We start from the raw sequence: 24,833 nt of genomic DNA on the forward strand, positions 1-24,833 counted from the left end.
GTGGAGGCTCAGGCGCGCGACGCCGTCACGTCGCCGACGACGCGCACCTCCACGTCGACGCCGTCCACGGTCTCGGGGACCGCGACGTCGTCGGACGTCACGTTCACGCGCAGCAGCCAGTCGTCGCCGACGCCGGACGTCCCGGCCCCGCGCACCGGGGCGCCGTTCAGGTCGGCGCGCGCGATGCCGACGCCGGTCACGCCGTCGAGGCCCGCGAGCTCGTCGCGCAGCGCGGCCTTGGCCTCCCGGGCTCGTTCGAGGGTCGCCACGGCAACCACCTCCCGCACCCATTGTGCGCCCGACGGCGGCCGGAAGGCAGGGACGAGCGTCCCGCCCCCGAGGGGTCGGGCGAGCAGACCCGTCCGGACGGCCCGGGCAGCGTCGCGCCGGCTCAGCCGAGCAGCGTCGCGCCCAGCCGATCGAGCACGGTCCCGATGGGGTTGCAGTACGTGAGCCCCGTGCCGTTGGCACCGCCGGTCTCCGACCCCGCGAACAGCAGCCCCAGCGCCACGCCGTCCTCGCGGTACACCAGCGACCCGGAGTCGCCGCCGCGCGAGAAGGGCCCGTCTCCCGTGGACTCGACCTCGATCTGGTCGTCGAAGCGCAGCGCACCGAGCCCGTCGCCGTACCCGACGACGACGTCGTCGAGCTCGATCGCTGTGACCCGCCCCGCGGTGACGCCCGTGGTCCGGCCCGACTTGCCCACGACCTCGCCGCCCAGCGCGACCGCCGTCGTCGTGATCCGGCCGACCGGGTACTCCGGGTCGACGTCCGGGTCGTCGAGCAGCGCGACCGCAGCGTCCACGGTCTGGGTGACCCCCGCCTCCAGCGGAACCAGCCCGGCGAGGGTGCCCACGCGGTCGTCGGGCGCGCGACCGCCGTCGGCCGGGCCGGGCTGCACGACGACGTCCCCCACCCGCGCGGCCGGCGAGCCGACGAGCACGTGCCAGTTGGACAGCGCGTAGACCGAGGCCTCGTCGGCGCCGTCGTCCGCGGGCGGCGCGACGCGCACGAACGCCCCGAGCGTCCCCGCGGTGACGTCCACGTGCGCGACGGAGACCCCGGGCCGCAGCGGCCGGACGCGGCCGGTCTCGCCGGTCGCGTACGCGGTGACGACGGGCGGGCGGACGCCCGGGCCGTCGCCGCGGGCACGCCCGGCGCCCGGCGCGGCGGCGAGCGGACGGATGCGTCCCGTGCGCCGCACGTCCACCGTGTCGCCCGCCTCGGAGGCGACCTTGCGCGCGATGCTGCGCGCGGTGGGCACCCCGAGGCGGTACCGGACCGCGATCGCGTACCCGCCGTCGTCGTGCGGGGCGAGCCCGATCGCGAGCGTGGGGGCGCGCACGGCCTCCGCGGCGTCGGGCACGTCGCGCGCCTCGATCGCCGTGTCCGACCGGCCCGGCAGGCCCGACCGCTCGGCGAGCTCGCGCGCGTAGTCCGCGAGCTGCGACTTGATCTCCCGTGCCTTCTGCTGGTCCATCGGTGCACCGTCCCCTCGCCCGGCGGACGGCTCCCGCCGCCCGCGTCCTGCCGAGCGAGTCTGGCGGCAGCCGCCCACACGCGCACCGCGGCGCGCCGCACCCGCGTCAGGCGCGCAGGAGCTGCTCCACCCGGACGGACCGGCGGCGCGCGACGACGAGCGTCGTCACCGCGACGGACACGAGGCCCCACAGGACCAGGGCCACGGCGTCGCCCGCTCCCCCGGCCGCGCCGGGGTCGACGATCGACGTGAGCAGGCGGAGCGCCGAGCCCACCGGCAGGACGTCGCGCAGGCTCGTGAGCGCGGCCGGGACGGTCGCGACGATGCCGGTCGCGACGAGCAGCACCGCGACGAGCAGGCCGATCGCGCGCCCCACGTTCCCGAGGAGCGCGGCGAGCGCCTGGTTGAGCGCGACGAACACGACCGACGCGAGCGCCCCGGACGCGAGCAGACCGATCCAGCCGCCCACGCTCGCCCCCTCGACCGCGGCGAGCACGCCGCCGACCACGAGACCGGTCGCCGCGGCGATCCCGGCCGGGAGCGCGAGCGCCGCGAGCGCGAGCCGGCCGGGGCCGCGCGTCGACCCGAGGAGTCGCGCCGGGACCGGCGGGAACGCGACGAAGATCGCGAGCGCGCCCAGCCACAGCGCGAGCACCGCGAACAGCGGGCCGGTCGAGCCGGTCCCGAGGTCGTCGACGCCGGGCGCGGCCACGGGGTCGGCCACGACGCTCGCGAGGTTCTCGCGCTCCGCGTCGGTGTACGAGGGGATCTGCCCGGTCGCCTCGCCGAGACCGTCGGCGAGGTCGGACGTGCCGCCCGCGAGCTGCCCGACGCCGCCCGCGAGGTCGCCCGCGCCCGTCGCCAGCTCCTCGGTGCCGGTGGCGAGCTGGTCCGCGCCGGTCCCGAGGGCGCCGACGCCGTCGGCGAGCCGGTCGGCGCCGCTGCCGAGCGCCCCGACCCCGGCGGCCAGGCCGTCGGCCCCGGTGGACAGCTGGCCCGCGCCGCCGGAGAGCTGCGCCGCGCCGTCCGCGACCTGGTCCGCCCCGGGCGCGAGCTGCCCGAGCCCGGTGGAGAGCGCGGCCGCGCCCTGGGCCACGCCGGCGGCCCCGGTCGACGCCTGCGCCGCGCCCGCGGCGAGATCGTCGGCGCCCGTGGCGAGCCGGTCGACGCCCGCCGCGAGCGCGTACAGGCCGGTCGGGGCGCCACCCTGGCCCGACGGCGAGCCCGCCAGGGCCGCGTTCCCCGCGGCGACGCCCGCCGCGCCCGCGGCGAGCGGGCGCAGCGCGGCGAGCTGCTGGTCGAGCGCCTGGCACGTCGGGCTCGCCGGGTCCTGCGCGCACCCGGCAGCGACCTTCTGCTGCTCCAGACCGGCGACGACCTGGGCGAGGCCGCCCGCCACGTCGCGCGAGCCCGTCGCGAGCGCGGTCGCGGTCTCCGGGAGCGACCGGCCCGTCGACGTGCCGTCGGGCAGCCGCACGTCCGCGATCGAGGCGTCGAGCGCGCCGAGCCCGCTCGCGAGGTCCGACGCCCCGGTGGACAGCTCCCCCACGCCGCCCGCGAGGCTCTGCGCCCCGGAGGCGAGCTGCCCCGCGCCCGCGGCGCTCTGCCCGACGCCGTCCGCCACCTGCCGCGACCCCGCGGCGAGGCCCTGGGCGCCGCTCGCGACGCCCTGCGCGCCCGACGCGAGCTGGTCCGCGCCGCTGCCGAGCTCCCCGACCCCGGCGGCCAGGCCGTCCGCGCCCGTGCCGAGCTCGCCGACGCCGGACGCGAGCGCGCTCGCCCCGGTGGCGACCTCGCCCGCGCCCGACGCGAGCTGCGTCGCCCCGTCGCTCGCCTGGGCGGCGCCGTCGGCGAGCTGGTCCGCGCCGTCGGCCGCCTCGCCGAGCTGGTCGTGGAGCGTCGTGAAGCCGGTGAGGACGCCGTCCACGTAGTTCTCGGTGAGCGTCGTGCCGAGCACCGACGTCGCGGTCGTGGTGACGATGCGCGCGAGCGCCTCGTCGACGACCCGCCCGCCCGGCGTCGTCTCGACGGACAGCGTGGCCTGCGTCGCGGCCGACGGGTCGCCGCCGAACGACGTGGCCGCCGCGGAGAAGTTCTCCGGGATCGTCACGACGGCCGCGTACGTGCCGTCGGCGAGCCCGGCCGCGGCGTCGTCCGCGTCGGTGATGACCCAGTCGTAGTTCGTCGTCCCCGGGTCGGGCTGCACGGCGACCGCGCCGGTGTCGGTCGAGGCGGCGCCGCCGCTGACGAGCCCGGCGGTGAGCTGACGGCCGAGCGGGACGGTCTGGCCGTCCACCTCGACCGGCTCGTCGAGGTTCACGACCGCGGCCTTGACCGTGTCCAGCCGTTCCTGCGGGTTCCACAGCGCCCACAGGAGCAGGCCGAGGACGGCGAGGGGCAGCGCGACCGCGGCGGCCACGGTCCACGCGCGCCGGGCGTCGACGCGGCGGGGACGCGCGCCGCCGGTCCGTGCGTCCGGCGCGGTCGGGTCGGCGGTCGGGTCGGTCGGGACCGGCTCGGGCGGGAAGACGCTCATGCGGGCACCTCCTCGGTGCGCGGGCCGACGACGGGCGCGGCGGGGACGGTGCGGTCGGGGTCGTGCGGGTCGTGCAGGTCGAGCACGGGCGTGCCGGGCGGGGCGAGGTCCGTCGGTGCCGGGCCGACGGCGCCGAGCACCACCGCCGTGCCGCGCCCCGCCGCGTCGGCGAGCACCTCGGCCAGCGCGGCCCGCTCGGCGGGCGACGTGACGGCGTCGGTCCCGACGACGGCGAGGAGCCGGGGCCGCTCGCGCAGGACCTCGGCGACGCTCGCCGCCGCCGGCACGCGGTGCGCCGCGGGCGCCGGGGCGTCGCCGGGGAGCGCGGCGACGTCCGCCGCGAGGTCCACGAGCGCGACGCGCCGCCGCACGGTCAGCGCACGCTCCGGCAGCACGAGGCCCGTGACCTTGAGCGCCCCGCTCGTCGGGCGCAGGCGCCCCGCGAGCGCGAGCACGACCCCGGACACCGCCGCGGGCGACTCCCCGTGCACGACGAGCGACCCGCCGTCGGGCACCCGGACCGTGACCGGCTCGGCCAGCGGGCCGCGCGCGCCGGCGACCACGAGGTCGTGCGCGACGACCGCGTCCGTGCTGCCCGGCTCCGGCCAGTCCGCGAGCGCGAGCTCCTTCGACAGCCCCTCGCCCTCGACGTCGAACGACGGCAGCACCCGGTCGAGCCAGCGCGGCATCCACCACGCCTTGTCGCCGAGCAGCGCGAGCACGGCCGGGACGAGCGTCATGCGCACGACGAACGCGTCGACGAGGACGCCCACCGCGAGGCCGAGCGCGATGGGCTTGAGGCTCATGTCGCCCTCGGGCACGAACGCCACGAACACGGCGAACATGATGACCGCGGCCGCGGTGACGACCTTCGCCGACGCCTGGAACCCCGTGAAGATCGACCGTCGGGCCTGGCCCGAGTGCACGTAGTCCTCGCGGATGCGCGCCACGAGGAACACCTCGTAGTCCATCGCGAGGCCGAACAGCACGCCCATGAGGACGATCGGCATGAACGAGATGACCGGCCCGAGCCGTGTCACGTGCAGCGCGTCCGCGAGGAACCCGTGCTCGAACACGAGCGTCACGACGCCGAACGCCGCGCCGACCGAGAACAGGTAGCCGAGCGTCGCCTTGATCGGCACCGCGACCGACCGGAACACCATCGTCAGCAGCACGAGCGACAGGCCGACGACGACGAACGCGAACGGCAGCAGCGCCGCCCCGAGCTTCGCCGAGACGTCGATCCCCACCGCCGTGAAGCCCGTGACCGCGAGGTCGACGCCGTACTCGGCGAGGAAGTGGTCGTGCTGCGCGCGGATCTCCGTGACGAGGTCCTTCGTCTCCTCCGAGTCCGGCGCGCCGGTCGGGACGACCTGCACGATGCCCGTGTCCGCCGTCAGGTTCGGCGTCGCGAGCGGCACGTCCGCCACGCCCGGGAGGTCCGCGATCTCGTCGCCCAGGTCGTTCATGAGACCGACGGGGTCCGTCGACGTGACGATCGTGCCCGTGACGATGAGCGGCCCGTTGAAGCCCGGGCCGAAGTGCTCCGACACCAGGTCGTACGTGACGCGCGCCTGGTTGTCCTCGGGCAGCGTCCCCGCGTCGGGCAGCGCGAGCTGCAGGTCGCGCGCCGGCAGCGTGAGCAGCACGATCGCGGCGACGACGAGCCCGATGGTCAGCAGCGGGATCCGCGTGACGGCGCGCACCCATCCCGCGAAGAACCGGTTGCGGTGCTCTGTGGTCGTCGTCGAGCTCACGGCGTCCGTGGTCGGGTCCGCGGCGGCTGCGCCCGAGGTGCTCGGGCTACCATCCGCATCGCTCGTTCCTCGCGATGCTCCCGCCAGGCCCGCCACGCCCTTCGCATCCTCGGGCGCAGCCGCCGCTCGTCCGGTCCGTCGCCCGGGCGACCCGGTCGCCCCGGCCGGCCCTCCGCCGTCCGCTCCCGCGGCCGCACGGCGTCGCCCACGCCCGCGACGGCGCGGCGCCTTGGGGCGGAGCCGCTCGCCCGCGAACCCCAGCATGGCGGGCAGCAGCGTGATCGAGACGAGGACGGCGAGCCCGACCCCGACGGCGGCGGCGACGCCCATGACGGTGAGGAACGGGATGCCGGCGACGCCGAGGCCGACGAGCGCGATCATGACGGTGAGGCCCGCGAAGATGACGGCCGAGCCGGCGGTGGCGACGGCCCGCGCCGTGGCCTCCTCGACGCTGAGGCCGGTCGCGAGCTCGTCGCGCTGCCGCGACACGATGAACAGCGCGTAGTCGATGCCGACGGCGAGGCCGAGCATGACGGCGAGCATCGGGGTCGTGGAGTTGATCTGCGCGACGGCGGTCGCGGCGAACAGGAGCCCCATGCTCACGCCGACCCCGACGACGGCGTTGAGGAGCGGCAGACCGGCGGCGACGAACGAGCCGAACGTGAGCACGAGCACGACGAGCGCGACGAGGAGGCCGAGCGCCTCGGTGACGGTGAGGGTCGGGAACTCGGTGCTGAAGAGCTGCCCGCCGAGCGCGGCCTGCGCGCCGTCGGGCAGGGCCGCGGCGAGGTCGTCGACGACGTCGCCGAGCGCGTCCTTCGTGGCGTCGGTGACCTCGCTCTGGCCCTCGTCGAGCTGGACGGTCATGAGGGTCGCGACGTCGTCGTCGCTGACCGACGCGGGCATGGTGTCGTCGTAGGGGGAGGTGACGGCGGCGACGCCGTCGATGTCGCCGAGCGCGGTGACGGCGTCCTCCACGGGGCCGCGGACGGCGTCGTCCTCGATGGTCGACCCGTCGGGAGCGACGACGACGACCTGCGCGGACGCCCCGCTGACCTGCGGGAACGTGGCGGCGAGACGGTCGAGCGCCGCCTGGGACTCGGTGCCGGGGATGGTCACCTCGTCGTCGAGGCCCTGGCCGACGAGCCCGGCGAGCCCTCCGGCCAGCACGAGGATGCCGATCCAGGCCACGAGGACGAGCCGGCGCGCCCCGACCGCCCAACGGCCGAGCGAGTACAGCGCTGAGGACACGAGCGGCCTCCCGGGGAGAGTGCAGACGGATTCGAGGATACGCCGCTGTATCCGATGCGCGAACGTATCGGATACACTCGTGCATCGCAAGGCCGCCCGGTTCGGGCGGCGCCGTCCGACAGTGGGAGCATGTCCGGCGTGACGACGGACCTCGACCCGACCCGAGTCGACCGCGCGGAGAGCGACGCGCCGCTCTCGCGGCGCCGCGAGCGCACGCGCGAGCGCCTGCTCGACGCCGCCTACGGCCTCTTCGCCGAGCACGGCATCAACGGCACCTCGATCGAGGCGGTGTGCGAGGCCGCGGGCTTCACCCGCGGCGCGTTCTACTCGAACTTCGAGTCGAAGGAGTCGCTGTTCCTCGCCCTCACGGAGCGCGAGATCCGGACGCGCATGCGCAACCTCGAGGCCGCCGTCGAGCACCTGCCCGACGACCCGGTCCGGGACGGCGTCATCGCGCCCGACACCATCGCCGCGATCGTCGCGGCCGTCATGGCCGACCCGCGCGACGAGCGCCGCTGGTGCCTCATGAGCGCGGAGCTCGAGCTGCTCGCGCTGCGCGACCCGCAGGTCGCGGCGCGGTTCGCCGACCAGGAGGAGTCGTTCCGCACCGAGCTCGCGGACATCCTCACGCGCGTCCTCACGGAGGTCGGCATGCGGTTCGCGATCGACCCGGCCGCCGCGACGCGCGTGCTCATCAGCGCGTACACGAGCGCGGCGCGCGACGCGTTCCTCAGCCCCGCGGGCGACGACGCCGTGCAGCGCGCGCAGACCGCGGACTGGCTCCCGGCGCTCGTCGGACGGCTCGTCGAGCCGCTGCCCGCCGCGGGCTGACCCGCTTCCCTGGGTGTGGGTGGCGCGCGTCACACTGGCGGCATGACACTCACCTTCAGCGGCGCCGTGGTCGACTGCGCCGACCCCGCCGTCGTGGCGGACTTCTGGCAGGCCGCGCTCGGGTGGACGGGGCGCGAGACCGGGCCGCACGGCGAGGCCGTGCTCTTCCCGCGCGACGGCGAGACGATCCTCGGGCCACCGAGCCTCGTCTTCCAGCGCGTCCCCGAGGGCAAGACGGTGAAGAACCGCCTCCACCTCGACTTCTCGTCGTCGACCCAGGCCGCCGACGTCGCACGGCTCGAAGAGCTCGGCGCGCGCCGCGTCGACGTCGGGCAGGGCGAGCACGAGACGTTCGTCGTCCTGGCGGACGTCGAGGGCAACGAGTTCTGCGTCCTGCGCGGCGACTGACCCCGGGTCACGCGGGGTCGGGGCGGTACACCGCGGCCGAGCCCGGGGGCGGCTCCCCCACGTCCGCGACGGGGCGCGGGTCGTACGCCTCCGCGGTGAGGTCCGCCCGCTCGACGCGCGAGAGCCGGAACCAGCGGATCGCCTCGCGCGTGCGGCACCAGGCGACGAGGTACCAGCGGCCGTCGGTGTGCGCGAGCAGCACGGGCTCGACGCGACGCGTCGACGTCGCCCCGCGCCCGTCCCGGTAGCGGATCGCCAGCACGCGCCCGCCCGCGATCGACTGCTCGACCGCGCGCAGCACCCCGAGGTGGGTCCGCGCACGCCCGACGACGTCGCCCCGGCCCGGCGGGGTCGTGTCGCCGTACGGCTCTCCCGGGTGGACGGCGTCGGCCGGGACGGCGGGCGGGCCTGCTGCGGGCGGGACGACGTCGGGCGGGCTCGCGGGCGGGACGGCGTCGGGCGGGCTCTCGGGCGGGACGGCGTCGGGCCGGTCCGGGTCCGGCGCGGCGTGACGGACCCACACGCGCGCGGCGAGCGCCTCGGCCCGTGCGCGGTCGCCCGCGCCGAGCGCGTCCCACACCTTGCCGCGGGCGGCGAGGGCGTCGACCGCGAACGGGCTCCCGGGCGGGAGCGTCGCGAGCGCGACGGCCACGGCGACGGCCTGGCCGGGCGTGAAGTTCACCGGCGGGAGCGACGCGCTCGGGTCGAGCAGGTACCCGCCCCCGGGCCCCGCCTGCGCCCAGATCGTGAGCCCGGCCTGCTGGAGCGCGGCGACGTCGCGCTTGATCGTCCGCTCGCTCACCTCGAGCGCCGCGGCGAGGCGCGGCCCCGTCGTGCCCGTCCGGCCCGCGCGGCGCAGCTCCTCCGCGAGCGCGTAGAGGCGCTCCGTCCTGTTCACCCCAGAATGGTGACAGACAGGTGACAGACAGGTGTCACCGACACCCTGCGAGGGTGGCTGCATGAGCACCCACGGAACACCCGAACAGCCCGTCCACGTCGTCCTCGTCCCCGGCTTCTGGCTGGGCGCGTGGGCCTGGGACGACGTCGTCCCCCACCTCGAGGCCGCCGGCCTCGTCCCGCACCCGGTGACCTTGCCGGGCCTGGAGCCCGGCGCGACCGCGGCCGACCGCGCGCACGTCACGCGCGCGGACCACGTCGCCGCGGTCACGCGCCTCATCGAAGAGCTCGACGGCCGCGTCGTGCTCGTCGGGCACAGCGGCGGCGGGCCGGTCGTGCAGGAGGCCCTCGACCGGGACCCCACGCGCATCGAGCGCGTCGTCTACGTCGACACGGGCCCGCTCGTCGACGGCGCGGCGCTGTCGCCGGAGCTTCCGGCCGATGCCGCAGAGGTCCCGCTCCCGACGTGGGAGGAGCTCGCCGAGGCCGGGTCGAGCGTCGACGGGCTGGACGAGGCCGCGCTGGCGCGTTTCCGCGAGCGGGCGGTGCCCACCCCGGGACCCGTCGCGCGGGGGGCCGTGCGGGTGTCGGACCCGCGGCGCCTGCGGGTGCCCGCGACCGCCGTCTGCTCGTCGATCCCGTCCGCCGTCCTCGCCGAGATGGCGCACCCGGGGCCGCCCCTGCACACCGAGCTGGGCGAGGTCGAGGACGTCACCTACGTCGACCTCCCGACCGGCCACTGGCCGATGCTCTCGCGCCCCCGGGACCTCGCGGCCGTGATCGTCGACGCCCTCTCCTGACCTCCGGGTGAGACATCGTGCGCGTTCCGGAAAAAAAGTCCCCGAAGTCGCGTCACAGACGGAGACTTCTGCCGTCTCCTCGTGTGGACGGCCGACCGGCCGCCGCAGAACGACGGACGACGAGACGGACCATGCACGACACCCTGCCCTCCGCCCCCTCGCGCACCGAGGTGCGCACCGCCCTGCTCTGGGCGCTCGAGAACGACCGCGACGCGCTCCTCGAGCACCGCGAGACGACCCAGCACTGCCTGTGGGCGGCCGCGCGCGGCGCCGCCGACCGGCGCCTCGTGCGGCGCTGGCGCGCGGCGGCCGCAGGGCTCCCGTCGACCGTCGCCTGACGGCGGTCTGACGGCGGTCTGACGGCGGTCTGACGGCGACCGTCGGCCGTCGGACGGTGACCGTCGGCCGTCGGACGGCGACCGTCGGACGGCGGACGGCGACCGTCGGACGGCGGACAAGCCCTGCGGGCCGCCGCCCGCGGGCGGCGGTCCGGTCAGCCGAGCGTCGTCGGCAGCGCGGCGTCGCCCTCGCCCGGGGCGGCCCCCAGCACGTGCTCCGCGAGGAAGGCCAGGACCACCTGGTACCAGACCTTCGCGTGCTGCGGCTGGAGGATCCAGTGGTTCTCGTCCGGGTAGAAAAGGAACCGGTGCACCGTGTCGCCGTCCGGGCCGGCGGGCAGCCCGGACGACTCGAGCAGCTCGTACCAGAGCCGCAGGCCCTCGCCGATCGGCACGCGATAGTCCTTGTCGCCGTGGATGACGAGCATCGGCGTCACGATGTCCTGGACGAACCGGTGCGGGCTGTTCTCCAGCGCCATCTCGTCCGTCATCTCGCGCGCCCAGTAGTACGCGTGGTCGGTCGTCGGGCCGAACTGGTCCAGCGCCCACAGGCTCGCGTGCGTGACGATCGCGCGGAAGCGGTCCGTGTGGCCCGCGACCCAGTTCGCCATGTACCCGCCGAAGGACCCGCCCATCGCGGCCGTCCGGGTCGCGTCGATCTCCGGGCGCGCCTCCACGGCGTCCGTGATCGCGAGCAGGTCCGTGTACGGGGCCTTGCCCCACGCGCCCCACCCGCGCTGCACGAAGTCCTGCCCGTACCCGGTCGACAGCGCCGGGTCCGGCAGCAGCACCGCGTAGCCCTGCGCGACCATCAGCCACGGGTTCCAGCGCCAGCTCCACGCGTTCCACGACCCGAGCGGGCCGCCGTGGATCCACAGCAGCAGCGGTGCCGGGTCCTCCGCGGACGCACCGTGCGGCAGCGCGAGCCAGCCCCGCACGCGCACGTCGTCCCCCGCCGCCGTCTCGACGTCGACGAGCGTGCCCGGCAGGTCGGGCGTCGCGACCGGGCCGCGCAGCGGCGTCGCGGGCACCGGCGTGCGGCCGCCCGGCGTGCCGGAGTCGAGGAACGCCCCGAGGTCGACGCGCACCGGGTGCGCGGGCTCCAGGTAGCTCGTCCGCAGCGCGTAGAGCGTCCGGCCGTCGGGCGCGACCTGCACGTCCGTGAACGTCGCGTCGTCGCTCGTCACGCGCTCGGCCGTGCCGTGCTCGGCCGCACCGTTGCCCGCGGGTTCGAAGGGGACGAGGAAGACCGGGCCGCGGCCGTCGTCGTCCGCGGTGACGAGCAGGCCCGAGCCGTCGGGCAGCCAGCGCAGCGACGTCGGCCAGCGGTCCCAGTGCGGCACGAGCGTGCGCGGCGACGCGTGGTTCTCGGCGCGCGTCGTCGCCGAGTCGTCGTGGCCCTCCGCGGTCCCGGCGGGCCCGTCCGGCGCGTGCAGCGGCACGACGGCAAGACTCTCCTCCGGTGCCTGGTGCGGCGTCGAGATCGTCTCGCGCACGAACGCGACCCACGCGCCGTCGGGCGAGATCCGGGGCGAGTGCGCCTCCGCGCGCGGCTCGTCGACGAGCGTGCGGCGCGCGCCCGTCGCCGTGTCGATCGCGACGAGCGTGCTGCGCACCTGCGGGCCGGGACCCGGCACCTGCCACGTCGTGACGAGCGTCGTGCCGTCGGCGGACAGGTCTGCCGAGTGCTCGTGCAGCGCGCGCCCCGGCGCCGTGCCGTCGTGCCCGACGCCGCGGCTCACGTCGCGCAGGTCGAGCAGCCGCGCGTCATGCTCGGCGGCGGCATGCTCCCCTGCGGTGCCCCGCGTCGCTGCGGCGTGCGGCGCGGTGCTGGCCGAGCCCGCCGGCGCGTCGGTCGGGGCGGTCGGGGCGGCCGGGGCCGGAGCCAGGAGGGGCTGCGCGGGCGCGTCGACCAGCGTCGTGAGGTCACCGACGAACCGGTGCGCCTCGTCGGGACCGCGGTCGTGGTCCCACTGCCGCACCGGGTAGGCGCGGTGCAGGATCGCCGCGACCTTCGCGTCCTTGCGCGCCGACCGGAGCTCGGCGTCGTGCGCGAGGTCGCGCGCGCTCGGCAGCACCGACGCCGCGACCGACACGACCGGCGCGTCCGTCGCCGCGAGCGGCCCGCTCACGCCCGCGGGCGCCGTGGCGACCACGCGCGCCTCCCCGCCCGACGCCGGCAGCAGCCACAGCGCCGACGTCGCGTCGTCGTCGGCGCCACCGTCCGGGTCGGGCCGCGCCGACGTGAACAGCACGTCGCCCGCGCCGGTGAACGTCGCGCTCGACTCGCCCTTCGTGCTGCGCGTCAGCCGACGCGCGGGCGCCTCGCCCGCCGGGTCGACCTCCCACAGCGCCGCCCGGTACCCGGTGCGCTGCGGGTCGAGCGTCTGGACGGTCGTGACGAGGCGCGTCCCGTCGGGCGAGAGCGCGAGGCCCCCGACGCGCGGGATCGCGAGATATCGGTCGAGATCGTGGAACGGTCCCACGGTCGGGTCGGGTGTACCGGGCGTGCCAGCCAGATTGCTCACCCGTACGTCCTATCACGCCCCTCCCCCGGAAACGGCTCCCGCCGAACACGGGATCAGAGACCGGAATCCGCCGATTCGGGTCTTCAACCCCGTGCTCGACCGTCGCCTTTCCCGTGTTCGGGCCTCTGTCACGCGGGGAGGGCGCCGCGATGGCCGAGGAAGGCTCGTACCGCGGGGCCGACGCCGCCCGGCACGTCACGACCCGTGAACCGGAGCAGCTCGATCGTGCCCGAGGCGGCGAGACGGTTCTGGCGCGTGCGATCGGCGTACACGGCCTGAGGGTCGGAGTGCACGTCCGCTCCGTCCATCTCCGCCACCAGCCACCGCCCGCCACCGAGGCGCCAACCCATGTCTCCCCGCGCGACGACGCGACCGTCCGCGTTGAGGACCGGCAGCTGGAGGACGTCGGGCGGCACGCCCGCATCCACGCAGTCGAGCCGCCCGAAGGACTCCAACGGCGACTCCGCGCGGCCGTCCGCCATTCCCCAGAGCGCGTGCGTGGCGGCGACGCCACGGCGCCCTTGTGCCAGGTCGTGCGCCCTCGCGAGCCCGTCGGGGTCGGTCGACCGCCGGTGCAGCGCGGAGTCCAGGACGGCCAGCGCGTGCGCGCGAGGCAGCTCGGGCACCGCCTGGGCGAGGGCGCGTTCGACGGTCGCGACGGCTCGCCCACCGATCTGGACGGTCGTCATCCCGTCGTCGAACTGCCGCAGGCGGATGCCGTCGCGCATGGTGCGGTCGCTCGCACGGGGCAGGGCGACCTCCGGGGCGACCCCGACGGGGATCCCCTGGACGCCGTGCAGCACGAGCGCCGTCGTCCCGACGGCGATGGCCTCCGGGCCGAAGGCGAGCAGGCCCGCCCACGCCGATCTTCGCCGCCTATCGTCCCAGTCCAGGCGCTGACCGCCCGGCGGCCGGAGGTCGTAGACACCCCGCGTGACGCGCGCCCAGGCACCCGAGTCGACGCGACGACGAGCGACGCGCGAGGAGACCCCCAAGGCGAGCAGCTGGTCGATCGACACGAGCCCGGCCTGCGCAGCGACGAGCCGGTCCAGCTCCGATGAGAACGCCATGGCCGGCATGGCACCACGACGCCCTCGTCCACTGCGGCACGAGCCTTCGCCCCCTGTGGACACCCGGCCCGGCACCGACCCTGTGCACAACAAGAGTCGCCCCCCATCACCGCCCCGCGAGCACGCGATCAGCGACCGAAATCACGGATTCTCGGTCGACGACCCCGTGTTCGGCGGGAGAGGGAGCGGCGGAACGGGGGCGGGAGGGGGTCGGTCAGTCGTTCCGCTTCGACATCTGGGCGAGCATGTCGTTGTACTCCTGGAGCTCGGCGTCGCCGTCGCGGTCGGCCTGGCGGTCGCGGCGCTTGGCCTCGCGCTCGTCGGAGCGCGTCCACATGACGGCGACGACGATCGCGAGGATGAGCGTCGGCAGCTCGCCGATGCCCCACGCGACGGCGCCGCCGCGCTGCTGGTCGGCGATGGCGCTCGGGCCCCACTCGCGGCCGAGGAGGCCGAACCACTCGGGCACGAGCAGCTCCTCGCCCGAGGTGAGCGCGACGCCGAAGAACGCGTGGAACGCCATGGTCGCGAACAGCAGGAGCAGACGCTGCGGGTAGGGCGGGCGGTGCGGGCCGGGGTCGATGCCGACGAGCGCGTTCGCGAACAGGTACCCCGCGAGCGTGAAGTGCACCAGCATGACGAGGTGGCCGGCGTACGTCGTGAGCGCGTACTCGAACGCGGGCGTGTAGTAGAAGACGATCATCGAGCCGGCGAAGTTCACCGCCGCGACGATCGGGTTCGCGAAGAACTGGCCCACGCGCGACGTCACGAGGGCGAGCACCCACTCGCGCGGTCCCCGCGACCCGTCCTTGCGCGGCGGCACCGCGCGCACCAGGAGCGTCACGGGGGCGGCGAGCACGAGGAAGATCGGCACGACCATCGCGAGGATCATGTGCTGGACCATGTGCGCGCTGAACAGCACGTGGCCGTACATCGCCGGGCCGCCGGACGTGACCCAGAACAGGATGACGATCCCCAGGCACCAGGAGACGGTGCGCCCCACCGACCACGAGTCGCCGCGCCGCGCGAGACGGCGCACCCAGCGCAGGTACACGACGATCGCCGCGACGCACGCGAACGCGGGCAGCAGGTCCCAGCGCCACTCGGTGAACCAGCGGGCGAGCGTCGGCTCCGGCGGGAGCGCGTGCCCCGTCACCTGGTACGCGGCGGAGGTGTCGAGCGGCTCCTCCTGCGGCACCGGCGGGGCGGTGGACCCGAGCGCGACCGCGACGCCGGACACGGCGCCCATGATCGCGAGCTCGACCGCGACGAGGCGCCAGAACAGCCAGCGCGTGCCCTCCGCGGCCGCGGCCCGTGCGCTCGTGGACGACGACGTCCCGCCCTTCCCGGCACCGCTCGCCGGGGCGCCGTCCCCGGCCGGGCGGGCGGCCGCCGTCGGGCCGGCGAGGCGGCGCACGACGAGCTCCCGGTGCGCGAAGCCGACCGCGCCGAGGACGAGCAGGAGCGCGAGCTTGGTGAGCAGGAGGATGCCGTAGTCGGTGGTCAGCCCGGCGAGGGAGTCGACCCGGATGCTCGCGTTCGCGATGCCCGAGACGGCGACGGCGACGTAGCACCACAGCGCGATCGCGGAGTACCGCGCGACGGACGACGCGAAGTCCGCGCGGCCCAGGCCACCGCGCACGCGCACGACGGCGAGCGTCCCGAGCCCGCCGACCCACAGCGCGGCGCCGGCCAGGTGCAGGAACATCGAGGAGACGGCGAGCTCGTGGCTCACCGCGCCGGCCGCGTGGCCGGTGTTGGCCTGCATCGCGAGGGCGACGAGGGCGAGGGCCGCGGTCCACATCGCCCCGGTCGCGCTGCGCACGGCGAGCGCGACGGCGGACGTCAGGGCCGCGACGACGACGATCGCGAGGTAGTTCCGGCCGAGGCTGACCTGCGAGACGAAGAGGCCGAGCTGGTCGCCGAACGTCGGGTTGGTGACCGGCGTGCTCGAGATGGAGGAGTAGCGCAGCACGACCTGCAGGACGGTGAGCACCGCCCACGTGGCCGACGCCGCCCCCGCGACGCCGAGCGCCTTGCGCACGGGCGTCCCGGCGGGCAGCACGCACGCCGCGAGGACGAGCGAGCCGAGCGTGAGCGCGACGGCGAGCTCGGTGAGCACCGTGACGACCGGGGTGCCGAGGCGCGCGAGGGCGCCCGGGTCCGGGAACCCGGCGGGGACGGTGAACGCGGCCGAGAACGCGCCGGCGGCGAGCACGGCGACGACCGCGACGACGACGGCGAACGGCCCGGCGACGACGAGCCACCACGGGTTCGCGGGTCGGGCGTCCGAGGGCGCGCGGCGCAGGGCAGTGGTGGTCACCCCACCAGGGTATCGACCGCGCGGGCCCCTCCGGTCACGGCTCAGGGCCGGGACAGGCGGGCCATCCCGTAGACCTTCGTCGCGCGCACGCGCAGCACCTGGCGGCGGTCCGCGACCATGGCGCGCCGGAACTCCTCCCAGTCCGGGTGCTCGCCCCCGGTGGCCGCGCGATAGGTCGCGACGAGCTCGTCGGCGGCGGCGTCGTGGGGGTCGAGCGTGACGGCGCTCAGCTCGGCGTCGCCCTCGACGACGGCGTAGCCCGCGAAGTCCTCCGCGCTCACGTGGAGCGAGACGCGCGGGTCGCGCGCCGCGTTGCGGGTCTTCGCGCGGTCGGCGGTGACGGAGACGCGCGCGAGCCCGTCCTCCGGGTCCCAGACGTAGAGCACGTTGGAGAGCTGGGGCCGCCCGTCCTTCTTCACGGTCGCGAGGACGCCCTGGCGGCGCGCGGCGACGAGGTCGAGGAGCGCGGGGTCCCCGAGCGGGGCGCGCGGCGCGCGGCCGGGGACGTCGCGGGCGGTGTCACGGGAGATGTCACGGGCGTCGGTGCTCATGCCGGGGCAACCGTCGCGGGCTCGCGGGGCATTCCCGGCGCGCCGCACGTGGGGACCTCTCCCCACCCGGACCTGTGGACGACGCCCGGTCCGGCGGGGTCCGCGCTGGCATACTGGGCCGGGTTCGCCGGGGGCTCGCGAGGCTCCGTCCGCCCTCCGGCCGCGCACGGGACCACACCACCCGCACCACCCGGAGGACGACCGATGGCCGCAGGGCACGGCAGCATCTCGACGCAGGACCTCGACCGCGCGAGCCACCTGCTCAAGCGCGTCGGCCAGGTCTTCGACCAGCGCGTCGTCGGGCAGGAGGCTCTGCGCACCGCGCTCGTGAGCACGCTGCTCGCGGGCGGGCACATCCTGCTCGAGTCGGTCCCGGGCCTCGCCAAGACGACCGCGGCGCAGACGCTCGCCGCGGCGGTCGACGGCTCGTTCCACCGCATCCAGTGCACGCCGGACCTCATGCCGAACGACATCGTCGGCACGCAGATCTTCAACTACGCGACCGGCCAGTTCACGACCCAGCTCGGCCCGGTGCACGCGAACGTCGTCCTGCTCGACGAGATCAACCGCTCGTCGGCCAAGACGCAGTCGGCGATGCTCGAGGCGATGCAGGAGAAGCAGACGTCGATCGGCGGCGAGAACTACGCGCTCCCCGACCCGTTCATGGTGCTCGCGACGCAGAACCCCATCGAGGAGGAGGGCACGTACGTGCTCCCCGAGGCCCAGATGGACCGCTTCCTCATGAAGGAGGTGCTCACGTACCCGACGCCGCCGCAGGAGCTCGAGATCCTCCAGCGCATCGCGACCGGGCAGATGACGCGCCCCCTCACGGCACAGCCGATCTCGCTCGACGACGTGCGCTTCCTGCGTGGTCTCGTCGACGACGTGTACGTGGACGACTCGATCAAGCGCTACGTCGTCGACCTCATCAACACGACGCGGTTCTCGGGCCCCCGCCCGGTGCCGGGCCTGGAGCGCCACGTGCGCGTGGGCGCGTCGCCGCGCGGCGGCATCGCGCTCATGCGCGTGGGCCAGGCGCTCGCGATCCTCGCGGGCCGGGCGTACGTCATCCCGGACGACATCAAGGCGGTGCGGTACTCGGTGCTGCGCCACCGCCTCGTGCGCACGTTCGACGCGCTCGCCAACAACGTGCCGCCGGAGCAGCTCGTGGACGCGGTGTTCGACGCCGTCCCCACGCCCTGACCGGTCCGCCCACCGTCCCGAGAGAGCACCACGTGCCCGACGTCTCCCGTCTCGCCCAGGTCCGGGCCCGGCTCGACCTGCCGGTCGCGCGCCGGGCGTCCGGCCTGCTCGAGGGCCGGCACCGCTCGGTGTTCAAGGGGCACGGGCAGGACTTCGACGACCTGCACCTGTACGCGCCGGGCGAGGACGTCGGCGACATCGACTGGAAGTCCTCGGCGCGCGCCGGGCTGCCGATCATCCGCCGGTTCGTGCGCGAGTCGAACCTCAACCTCGTGCTCGTCGTGGACACGGGGCGCACCATGGGCGCGACGGCGCCGAGCGGGGAGACGAAGGCGGAGATCGCGAGCTTCTGCTGCGCGCTCGTCGCCTACCTCGCCCGCGACCGGGGCGACCGCGTCGCGCTCGTCGCGGGCGACGCCGAGCGCCTGGTCCAGCTCCCGCCGCGCGCGAGCACGCGCGACCTCGAGGTGCTGCTGCGCACCGTGGAGGGGCTGTGGCGCCCGGACGCTCCCGGGAGCGACCTGTCCCGTCCGCTCGACCGCGCGCAGACGGCGTTCCGGCGCCGCTCGCTCGTGGTCGTCGTCACCGACGAGGCCCGCCCCGCCGCCGAGCACGAGCAGCTCCTGCGCTCGCTGCGCGTGCGCCACGAGGTGATGGTCGTGCAGGTCGCGGACCTGTCGCCGGTGGGCGCCGGGGTCGGGGAGGTGGCCGACGTCGACGGCACGCTGCGCCTGCCGCCGTTCCTGCGCGGGCGGGCCGCGCTCGCGGCGCCCGCCGCCGAGGCGCTGGCCGCGCGGCGCTCCGAGGTGGCCGAGCGGCTGCGCGCCCTCCAGGTCGAGGGCGTGCTCGTCGAGGGGTCCGACGATGTCCTGCAACGGTTCGTCGAGCTCCTGGGGAGGCAGAAGCGTGCCCGTCGATGAGCTCGTCGACCCCGTCGGCTACTCGGGGTGGTGGACGGCCCTGGGGATCGTCCTGGTCCTCGCGGCCGCCGCGGTCGTGTTCCTCGTGATCTGGCTGACGCGCGCGAGCGCGGAGGAGAAGAACGCCCCGCGTCCCGCGCCGCTGCTCCCCACCGGCCCGCACGACCCGTACGCGTCGCTGCGCGCGGAGTACGAGCGGCGTCTCGACGCCGTCGCCGAGCGGTTCCGCGCGGGCGAGCTCGACGAGCGCACCCTGCACCTCGCCCTCTCGGCGGAGATGCGCGGCTTCGCGACCGGTCGGCTCGGCCAGGACGCGTCGTCCATGACGCTCTCGGAGATCCAGCAGCTCGCCGAGGCCGGGCGGCTCACGCAGCTCATCGCGCGCTACTACCGGCCGTCGTTCGCGGACCACGACAACGACCCGGCGGCGCGCTCGACGGACGGCGAGGACTCGATCGACCGCGCCCGGGCGGTAGTGCGCGGATGGTGAATCGCTCCGTCGCGGCGAGCACCGCCGTCGTCCCGGGGCCGCAGGGCCCGTCGATCCTGTGGCCGTGGCTGTGGGTCGTCCTCGTCGTCGCGGTGCTCGCGGCGGCGGCGGTGGCGTGGTGGCTCGCGCGGCGGCGCCGGTCGCGCGACGCGGACGACGCCGTGCTCTGGGTCGCGAACTCCGACTACCTCGCGCGCGTCCCGGCGTTCGCCGCGTGGGTGCGCCGCTACCGCGTGCTGCAGGGCCTCACCGCGGCGGGGCTGCTCGTGGCGGTCGTCGGGGCGGGCGCGGTCGCGGCCCGCCCGGTGGAGACGGACGTCGTCGTCGACCGCCTCGGCACGCGCGACATCGTGCTGTGCCTCGACGTGTCGGGCTCGATGATCGAGTACGACGGCGCGGTGCTCAAGGTGTTCCAGGAGCTCGTGGACAACTTCGAGGGCGAGCGGATCGCGCTGTCGATCTTCAACTCGTCGTCGCGCACGGTCTTCCCGCTCACGGACGACTACACGCTCGTCCAGGAGGAGCTCCAGGCCGGGATCGCCGCGCTCGACCAAGACCCGGCGACGTTCGACTACACGGGCGGCACCGACGACGCGGAGATCCTCGAGTACGCGCAGTTCACGGCGGGCACGACGGCGAACCTCTCGGGCGCGAGCCTCATCGGCGACGGGCTCGCGAGCTGCGCGCTCCAGTTCGACGCGGAGGACACCGAGCGCTCGCGCTCGATCATCCTGGCGACGGACAACTACGTCTCCGGCGAGCCGATCTACACGCTCCCGCAGGCGGCGGACCTGGTCGCGTCGCGCGACATCACGCTGCACGGCATCTTCGGCGGGTCCCAGCGCTACGAGGGCACGCCCGAGGAGACCGAGTACCGCGAGACCGTCGAGTCGGGCGGCGGCCTGTACTTCCTCGCGGACGACCCGGCCGCGGTGCAGGGCATGGTCGACGACGTCGTCGCGCAGCAGGCCGTCGAGCTCGACGCGTCCCCCGAGGTGGTCGTCACGGACCGGCCCGCGGGCTGGTTCCTCGTCGCGGTCCTCGGCGTCGCGCTGCTGCTCGTCGTCGCGTGGCGGGTGAAGGAGTGACGCGCCGATGAACCTCGCCGGACTCACGTTCCAGCCGCTCGTGCCCCTGTGGGCGCTGGCGCTGCTCGTGCTGCCGCTGCTCGGCCTCGCCGGGTGGCAGGCGGTCGTGGCCGGGCGCCCGGGGCCCGACGGCGCCCCGCGCCCGGGCGCCCCGCGCGCGGCCTGGGTGCGCCGCGCCGGGGTGGTCGTGCTGCTCGGGATCATCGGGATCGCGCCGTCGGTCGCGTCGACGGACCGCGACACGTCGGTCGCGAACGTCGACATGTTCTTCGTCGTCGACCGCACGGGGTCGATGGCGGCCGAGGACTACGGGCCCGAGGGCGGTCAGGAGCGCCTCGACGGCGTGCGGCACGACATCACGAGCCTCACGGAGGCGATCCCCGGGGCGCGGTACTCGATCATCTCGTTCGACTCGCAGGCGTCGCGCCAGCTCCCGCTGACGACGGACGCGCGCGCGATCACGTCCTGGGCCGACACGTTCCACCGCGAGATCACGCGGTACTCGCAGGGGTCCCTCACGGACCGGCCGCTCGACGAGCTGCGGTCGGCGCTCGAGGGCTCGGCGGAGCAGCACCCGGCCAACGTGCGGCTCGTCTTCTTCCTCACCGACGGCGAGCAGACGGCCGAGGGCGAGCCGCGGTCGTTCGCCGACCTCGCGCCGCTCGTCGACGGCGGAGCGGTGCTGGGCTACGGGACCGCCGAGGGAGGCCGCATGAAGGAGTACGACCCGGACGTGGACCCCGAGGACGCGGAGTACCTCGTCGACTGGTCGAAGCCGAGCGACGGCGGCGAGCCCGTCGAGGCGCTGTCCGTGCTGGACGAGGCGACGCTCACCGCGCTCGCCGACCAGCTCGGCGTGCCGTACGTGCACCGGCAGGAGCCGTCGGAGACGGCGTCGCTCGTCGCGGGCGTCGACCCGCAGCAGGTGGCAGCGGACGGACGCCGCGACGTCACGGCGTACCGGCCGGTCGTGTGGCCGTTCGCCCTCGCGCTCGTGACGCTGCTCGGCGTCGAGGCGTGGTTCTGGGCGCGCTCGGCGAGCCGCTCGCTCGTCCGCCCGACGGCACGCGACCGGGCGGAGGTGCGCCGATGACCTGGACCCCTCCCCCGGCACCCCCGCCCGGCGCCCGCGCGCCCCGGCCCACCGGCGCGGCCGCCCTGCGTGCGGCGCGGCTGCGGCGGCGCCGGTGGTGGCTCCTCGGGACCCTGCCCGTCGTGCTCGTGCTCCTCGTGCTGGGGTTCACGCTCGCCCTGCGCGCCCCGGTCGCCTCGCTCGCGAAGGACCGCTACGACGCCGGCGACACCGAGGGCGCGGCGAGCACGTACGGCCTCCAGCGGACGCTCAACCTCGTCGAGCCGTGGAAGGCGCACTACAACCACGGGACGGCGCTCGCGCGGACCGAGGACTCGTGGTCGCTGTACGACGCGATCCGATCCCTCGACCGTGCCTACGACCTCGCGGAGAATTCGTCTCCCGAGGAACGGTGCATGATCCAGACCAACCTGTCGCTGACGTACGAGATCCAGGGCGACGGCGACATGGCCTACGCCGACCGCAAGGCGGCGGAGCTCGCCCTCGTCGAGGAGGCGATCGCCGCCCGCGACGCGGGCCTGCCGTACGACGAGGGGGTGCTCGACCCGTACGGGGACGGCACCGAGCCCGACCCGGCGGAGCTGCGCCAGGACGTCCAGGACTGGTACGAGTACGCCGAGCAGGAGTACGCGACGGCCGAGCAGATCCGCGGCTGGCCCGACTGCGGGGAGTCCGAGCAGACCCCCGAGCAGCAGGAGCAGGACGCGGCCGCGCAGCAGCGTCTCCAGGACAAGCAGCAGGAGGCGCAGGACTCGCAGCCCGAGAACCAGGACGGTGGCGACACCTCGGAGGGCGAGGGCGACGGCTCCGAGGGCGACGAGCAGTCGGACGCCTCGGGCGGCGACGGCGCGCAGGGCGAGGACCAGCAGAGCCAGGCCGAGCGCGAGGAGCAGCAGCGCCAGGAGCAGCTCGAGCAGCAGGGCTCCGAGGCGCGCGACGAGCAGGAGCGCCTCGAGCAGGAGTACCGCGACCTCTACGGGGACCAGCCGGGCACCGGCAGCGACCCGGGCGACAGCACCGGGGGCGGCACCAAGAACTGGTGAGCCCCGGCTGCGCCGCGGCCGATCCGCCGTCGTCCGCCGGCCGCTCCGACGTCCGCCTGCTCACCTCGTCGGCCGGTGGAGCGGGACGCGTCGCAGGGGTGCCCAGCCTGCGAGACGACGGGCACGACCCGAGGACGCGCCGGCGGCTCGCCCGTACCCTCGGCGACCGTGACCACACCCGAGGACCTGCCCGTCCTGCGCGCGCTCCACTCGACGCCGTCGCGCCGCTACCTCTCGCCCGACCCGGTGCCCGACGGCGTGCTCGACGCGATCCTCGACGCCGCGGTCCGCGGGCCCAGCGGGGGCAACCGGCAGCGGTGGGGGTGGGTCGTCGTGCGGGACCCCGCGACGAAGGCGCAGATCGCCGCCTGGTACCGCGAGGGGTGGCGAGCGGCGTACGGGGACCGCCGGGACGCCGTCCTCGGTGCCGCGACCGGCGACGCCGGCGTGAGCGAGGCGGGCTTCCGCGCCGTCGAGCACCTGGCGCTGCACCTGGAGGAGGCTCCGGTGTGGGTCGTGCCGGTGCTGCGGGACGCGGCGCGCTCGGCCGACCCCCGGCTCGGGGCCTCGATCTACGGCGCGGTGCAGAACCTCGTCCTCGCGGCCCGGGCCTACGGGATCGGGACGACGCTCACGACCTTCCACACCGTCCGGGAGCGCGACGTCGCCGCGCTGCTCGGCCTGCCCGACGACGCGCTGACGATGGGCCTGCTCCCCCTCGGGTACCCGACCCGGGGCCGCTGGTCCGAGCCGCGGCGGCGCCCGCTCGCGGAGGTCGTGCACCGGGACCGGTGGCACGGCTGAGCGCGCCGGGAAGAGGCCACCGTCCGGACGCGTTCGCCCCGGAGGACACGCACGGCCGGACGGCCGCGACGACGGCACGGCACCCGGGCGACCGGGCGAGGAGGAGCAGCATGACCGCGACGAGCACGGGGCCCGGCACCACCGGCGTCGACGACCCGGCCCTGGACAACCCGTCGTGGAGCGCGCTCACCGGCGCGCACGCGCACCTCGCCGAGGGCGGCGACCTGGCGCGACGCTACCCGGCCGACGTCTCCCCGATCACGGGCGTGCGCTCGTGGACCGACCCGGGCGTGTGGGACGCGATCGCCGCGCTCGTCGGCCCGGGCGGGCACTTCTCGGCGCCGCCGGTCGGGGTCGAGCCGCCGCACGGCTGGACGGTCGAGGCCCGCGTCGAGGGCGTCCAGCTCGTCGAGACCGAGCACCTCGTCACCCGACCCGACCCGGAGGCGGTCGTGCTCGGCGCGGACGACGTCCCGGAGATGCTCGCGCTCGTCGAGCGCAGCCGACCGGGTCCTTTCGAGGCCCGGACCTACCTCCTCGGCCGGTACGTCGGGTTCCGCGACGACGACGGCCGCCTCGTCGCCATGGCGGGCGAGCGCCTGCGGCCCGCGGGGTGGACCGAGATCAGCGCCGTGACGACCGACCCCGACCACCGCGGGCGCGGCCTCGCCTCGCGCCTGGTGCGCGACGTCGCGTTCCACGTCCAGGAGCGGGGCGACCGCGCGTTCCTGCACGCCGCGGCGCAGAACGTCGGCGCGATCGGCGTCTACGAGCGGCTCGGGTTCGCCCTGCGCCACCGTCCGACGTTCGGCTCGCTGCGCGCGCCGGGCTGACGGCCTCGTCGCCGGGCCCGCCCCACGCTCCTGCCACGCGGCCCCGCGGCCGATCGGACGCTCGGCGCGGTGCGGCTCAGTCCTCGATCCCCTCGACGAGCAGCGTGCGGGGGCCGGGGCCCTCGTCGGCGAGCGCGTCGTCGGGGTTGACGAGGACGCACCGGCGCAGCGAGAGGCACCCGCAGCCGATGCAGTCCGTGAGGTGGTCGCGCAGGCGCGTGAGCTGCTCGATGCGCGCGTCGAGGTCGGCGTGCCACCCGGCCGAGAGCCGGTGCCAGTCCTTGGCCGTGGGCGTGCGGTCGCCGGGGAGCGTCGCGAGTGCGGCGCGGATGCGGGCGAGCGGGATGCCGACGCGCTGCGACGCGCGCACGAACGCGACGCGGCGCAGCGTCTCGCGCGTGAAGCGCCGCTGGTTGCCGGGCGTCCGACGGCTCGTGATGAGCCCCTCGCGCTCGTAGAAGTGCAGCGCGGACACGGCGACGCCGCTGCGCGCCGCGAGCTGGCCGACGGTGAGCTCGTCGCTCGGGGACGGGGCGGCGTCGGGCACTGCGGTTCCTCCACGCGGTCGGGTGCAGCGGCGACGCGGCGC

General features: G+C 75.8%; 22 protein-coding genes. 12 read left to right on the forward strand and 10 right to left on the reverse strand.

Features of this window, described 5'->3' with window-relative positions:
• Positions 1-8 precede the first annotated feature (8 nt).
• The 4 genes from B8281_RS01930 to B8281_RS01945 form a co-directional block, all read right to left on the reverse strand.
• Positions 9-269 (reverse strand): hypothetical protein, encoded by a 261-nt coding sequence (locus B8281_RS01930; protein WP_085386733.1) that lies wholly within the window; start codon positions 267-269, stop codon positions 9-11.
• Between the two features lie 122 nt (positions 270-391).
• A complete protein-coding gene (locus B8281_RS01935) occupies positions 392-1,480 on the reverse strand; it encodes a hypothetical protein (protein WP_085386734.1) in 1,089 nt (362 codons plus the stop codon).
• A 106-nt stretch (positions 1,481-1,586) separates the two neighbouring features.
• The gene (locus B8281_RS01940) at positions 1,587-4,016 is read right to left on the reverse strand and encodes a YhgE/Pip domain-containing protein (RefSeq protein ID WP_085386735.1); all 2,430 of its coding nucleotides are present in this window, start codon (positions 4,014-4,016) and stop codon (positions 1,587-1,589) included.
• Complete coding sequence (locus tag B8281_RS01945; protein WP_085386736.1) at positions 4,013-7,024, reverse strand: MMPL family transporter; 3,012 nt, start codon at positions 7,022-7,024, stop codon at positions 4,013-4,015. Before B8281_RS01945 ends, B8281_RS01940 begins: the two co-directional genes overlap by 4 nt.
• 129 nt (positions 7,025-7,153) lie before the next feature.
• Here B8281_RS01945 and B8281_RS01950 point away from each other — a divergent pair, with 129 nt between their 5' ends.
• Both B8281_RS01950 and B8281_RS01955 read left to right on the forward strand, forming a co-directional pair.
• Entirely contained in the window at positions 7,154-7,855 is a 702-nt protein-coding gene (locus B8281_RS01950; RefSeq protein WP_157446519.1) for a TetR/AcrR family transcriptional regulator, read from the forward strand.
• Between the two features lie 42 nt (positions 7,856-7,897).
• The gene (locus tag B8281_RS01955; RefSeq protein ID WP_085386738.1) at positions 7,898-8,263 is read left to right on the forward strand and encodes a VOC family protein; all 366 of its coding nucleotides are present in this window, start codon (positions 7,898-7,900) and stop codon (positions 8,261-8,263) included.
• Positions 8,264-8,270: 7 nt separating this feature from the next.
• Here the strand turns inward: B8281_RS01955 and B8281_RS19635 are convergent, their stop codons facing one another.
• The gene (locus tag B8281_RS19635; protein WP_157446520.1) at positions 8,271-9,161 is read right to left on the reverse strand and encodes a YafY family protein; all 891 of its coding nucleotides are present in this window, start codon (positions 9,159-9,161) and stop codon (positions 8,271-8,273) included.
• Positions 9,162-9,222: 61 nt separating this feature from the next.
• On the opposite strand from B8281_RS19635, the gene B8281_RS01970 reads away from it, so the two are divergent.
• On the forward strand, positions 9,223-9,960 hold the full coding sequence (locus tag B8281_RS01970) for an alpha/beta fold hydrolase (protein ID WP_085386739.1): 738 nt from the start codon (positions 9,223-9,225) through the stop codon (positions 9,958-9,960).
• A gap of 131 nt (positions 9,961-10,091) precedes the next feature.
• Positions 10,092-10,298: a hypothetical protein gene (locus tag B8281_RS01975; RefSeq protein WP_061267027.1), complete on the forward strand. Its 207-nt coding sequence runs from the start codon at positions 10,092-10,094 to the stop codon at positions 10,296-10,298.
• A gap of 155 nt (positions 10,299-10,453) precedes the next feature.
• On the opposite strand, the gene B8281_RS01980 is transcribed toward B8281_RS01975, so the two are convergent.
• The 4 genes from B8281_RS01980 to B8281_RS01995 form a co-directional block, all read right to left on the reverse strand.
• A complete protein-coding gene (locus B8281_RS01980; RefSeq protein WP_085388563.1) occupies positions 10,454-12,817 on the reverse strand; it encodes a prolyl oligopeptidase family serine peptidase in 2,364 nt (787 codons plus the stop codon).
• 137 nt (positions 12,818-12,954) lie between these two features.
• Entirely contained in the window at positions 12,955-13,896 is a 942-nt protein-coding gene (locus B8281_RS01985) for a type IV toxin-antitoxin system AbiEi family antitoxin domain-containing protein (RefSeq protein ID WP_198163118.1), read from the reverse strand.
• 214 nt (positions 13,897-14,110) lie between these two features.
• The gene (locus tag B8281_RS01990; protein ID WP_085386741.1) at positions 14,111-16,219 is read right to left on the reverse strand and encodes a cytochrome c oxidase assembly protein; all 2,109 of its coding nucleotides are present in this window, start codon (positions 16,217-16,219) and stop codon (positions 14,111-14,113) included.
• A 41-nt stretch (positions 16,220-16,260) separates the two neighbouring features.
• Entirely contained in the window at positions 16,261-16,770 is a 510-nt protein-coding gene (locus B8281_RS01995) for a PPOX class F420-dependent oxidoreductase (protein WP_085386742.1), read from the reverse strand.
• Positions 16,771-16,974: 204 nt separating this feature from the next.
• Between B8281_RS01995 and B8281_RS02000 the strand changes: the two genes are divergently transcribed.
• The 8 genes from B8281_RS02000 to B8281_RS02035 all read left to right on the forward strand — a co-directional run bounded on the left by B8281_RS02000 (position 16,975) and on the right by B8281_RS02035 (position 24,244).
• Positions 16,975-17,973, forward strand: coding sequence for a MoxR family ATPase (locus tag B8281_RS02000; protein WP_043659061.1), 999 nt, complete (start codon positions 16,975-16,977; stop codon positions 17,971-17,973).
• A 32-nt stretch (positions 17,974-18,005) separates the two neighbouring features.
• Positions 18,006-18,893, forward strand: coding sequence for a DUF58 domain-containing protein (locus tag B8281_RS02005; protein ID WP_085386743.1), 888 nt, complete (start codon positions 18,006-18,008; stop codon positions 18,891-18,893).
• Positions 18,880-19,383 (forward strand): hypothetical protein, encoded by a 504-nt coding sequence (locus B8281_RS02010; protein ID WP_034654434.1) that lies wholly within the window; start codon positions 18,880-18,882, stop codon positions 19,381-19,383. Before B8281_RS02005 ends, B8281_RS02010 begins: the two co-directional genes overlap by 14 nt.
• Positions 19,377-20,471, forward strand: coding sequence for a VWA domain-containing protein (locus B8281_RS02015; protein WP_085386744.1), 1,095 nt, complete (start codon positions 19,377-19,379; stop codon positions 20,469-20,471). Before B8281_RS02010 ends, B8281_RS02015 begins: the two co-directional genes overlap by 7 nt.
• A gap of 7 nt (positions 20,472-20,478) precedes the next feature.
• The gene (locus B8281_RS02020; protein WP_085386745.1) at positions 20,479-21,564 is read left to right on the forward strand and encodes a VWA domain-containing protein; all 1,086 of its coding nucleotides are present in this window, start codon (positions 20,479-20,481) and stop codon (positions 21,562-21,564) included.
• Positions 21,561-22,607 carry a hypothetical protein gene (locus B8281_RS02025; protein ID WP_137279870.1) on the forward strand — a complete coding sequence of 349 codons (1,047 nt, stop codon included), beginning with the start codon at positions 21,561-21,563 and terminating at the stop codon, positions 22,605-22,607. The genes B8281_RS02020 and B8281_RS02025 overlap by 4 nt, the downstream gene beginning before the upstream one ends.
• A gap of 168 nt (positions 22,608-22,775) precedes the next feature.
• A complete protein-coding gene (locus B8281_RS02030; RefSeq protein WP_085386747.1) occupies positions 22,776-23,411 on the forward strand; it encodes a nitroreductase family protein in 636 nt (211 codons plus the stop codon).
• Between the two features lie 110 nt (positions 23,412-23,521).
• Positions 23,522-24,244 carry a GNAT family N-acetyltransferase gene (locus B8281_RS02035; protein ID WP_085386748.1) on the forward strand — a complete coding sequence of 241 codons (723 nt, stop codon included), beginning with the start codon at positions 23,522-23,524 and terminating at the stop codon, positions 24,242-24,244.
• 76 nt (positions 24,245-24,320) lie between these two features.
• Here the strand turns inward: B8281_RS02035 and soxR are convergent, their stop codons facing one another.
• On the reverse strand, positions 24,321-24,791 hold the full coding sequence (gene soxR / locus B8281_RS02040; RefSeq protein WP_043659223.1) for a redox-sensitive transcriptional activator SoxR: 471 nt from the start codon (positions 24,789-24,791) through the stop codon (positions 24,321-24,323).
• Positions 24,792-24,833: the final 42 nt, after the last annotated feature.

The organism is Cellulosimicrobium sp. TH-20 (genome assembly GCF_002105775.1).
In the GTDB taxonomy this organism is placed as follows: domain Bacteria; phylum Actinomycetota; class Actinomycetes; order Actinomycetales; family Cellulomonadaceae; genus Cellulosimicrobium; species Cellulosimicrobium funkei.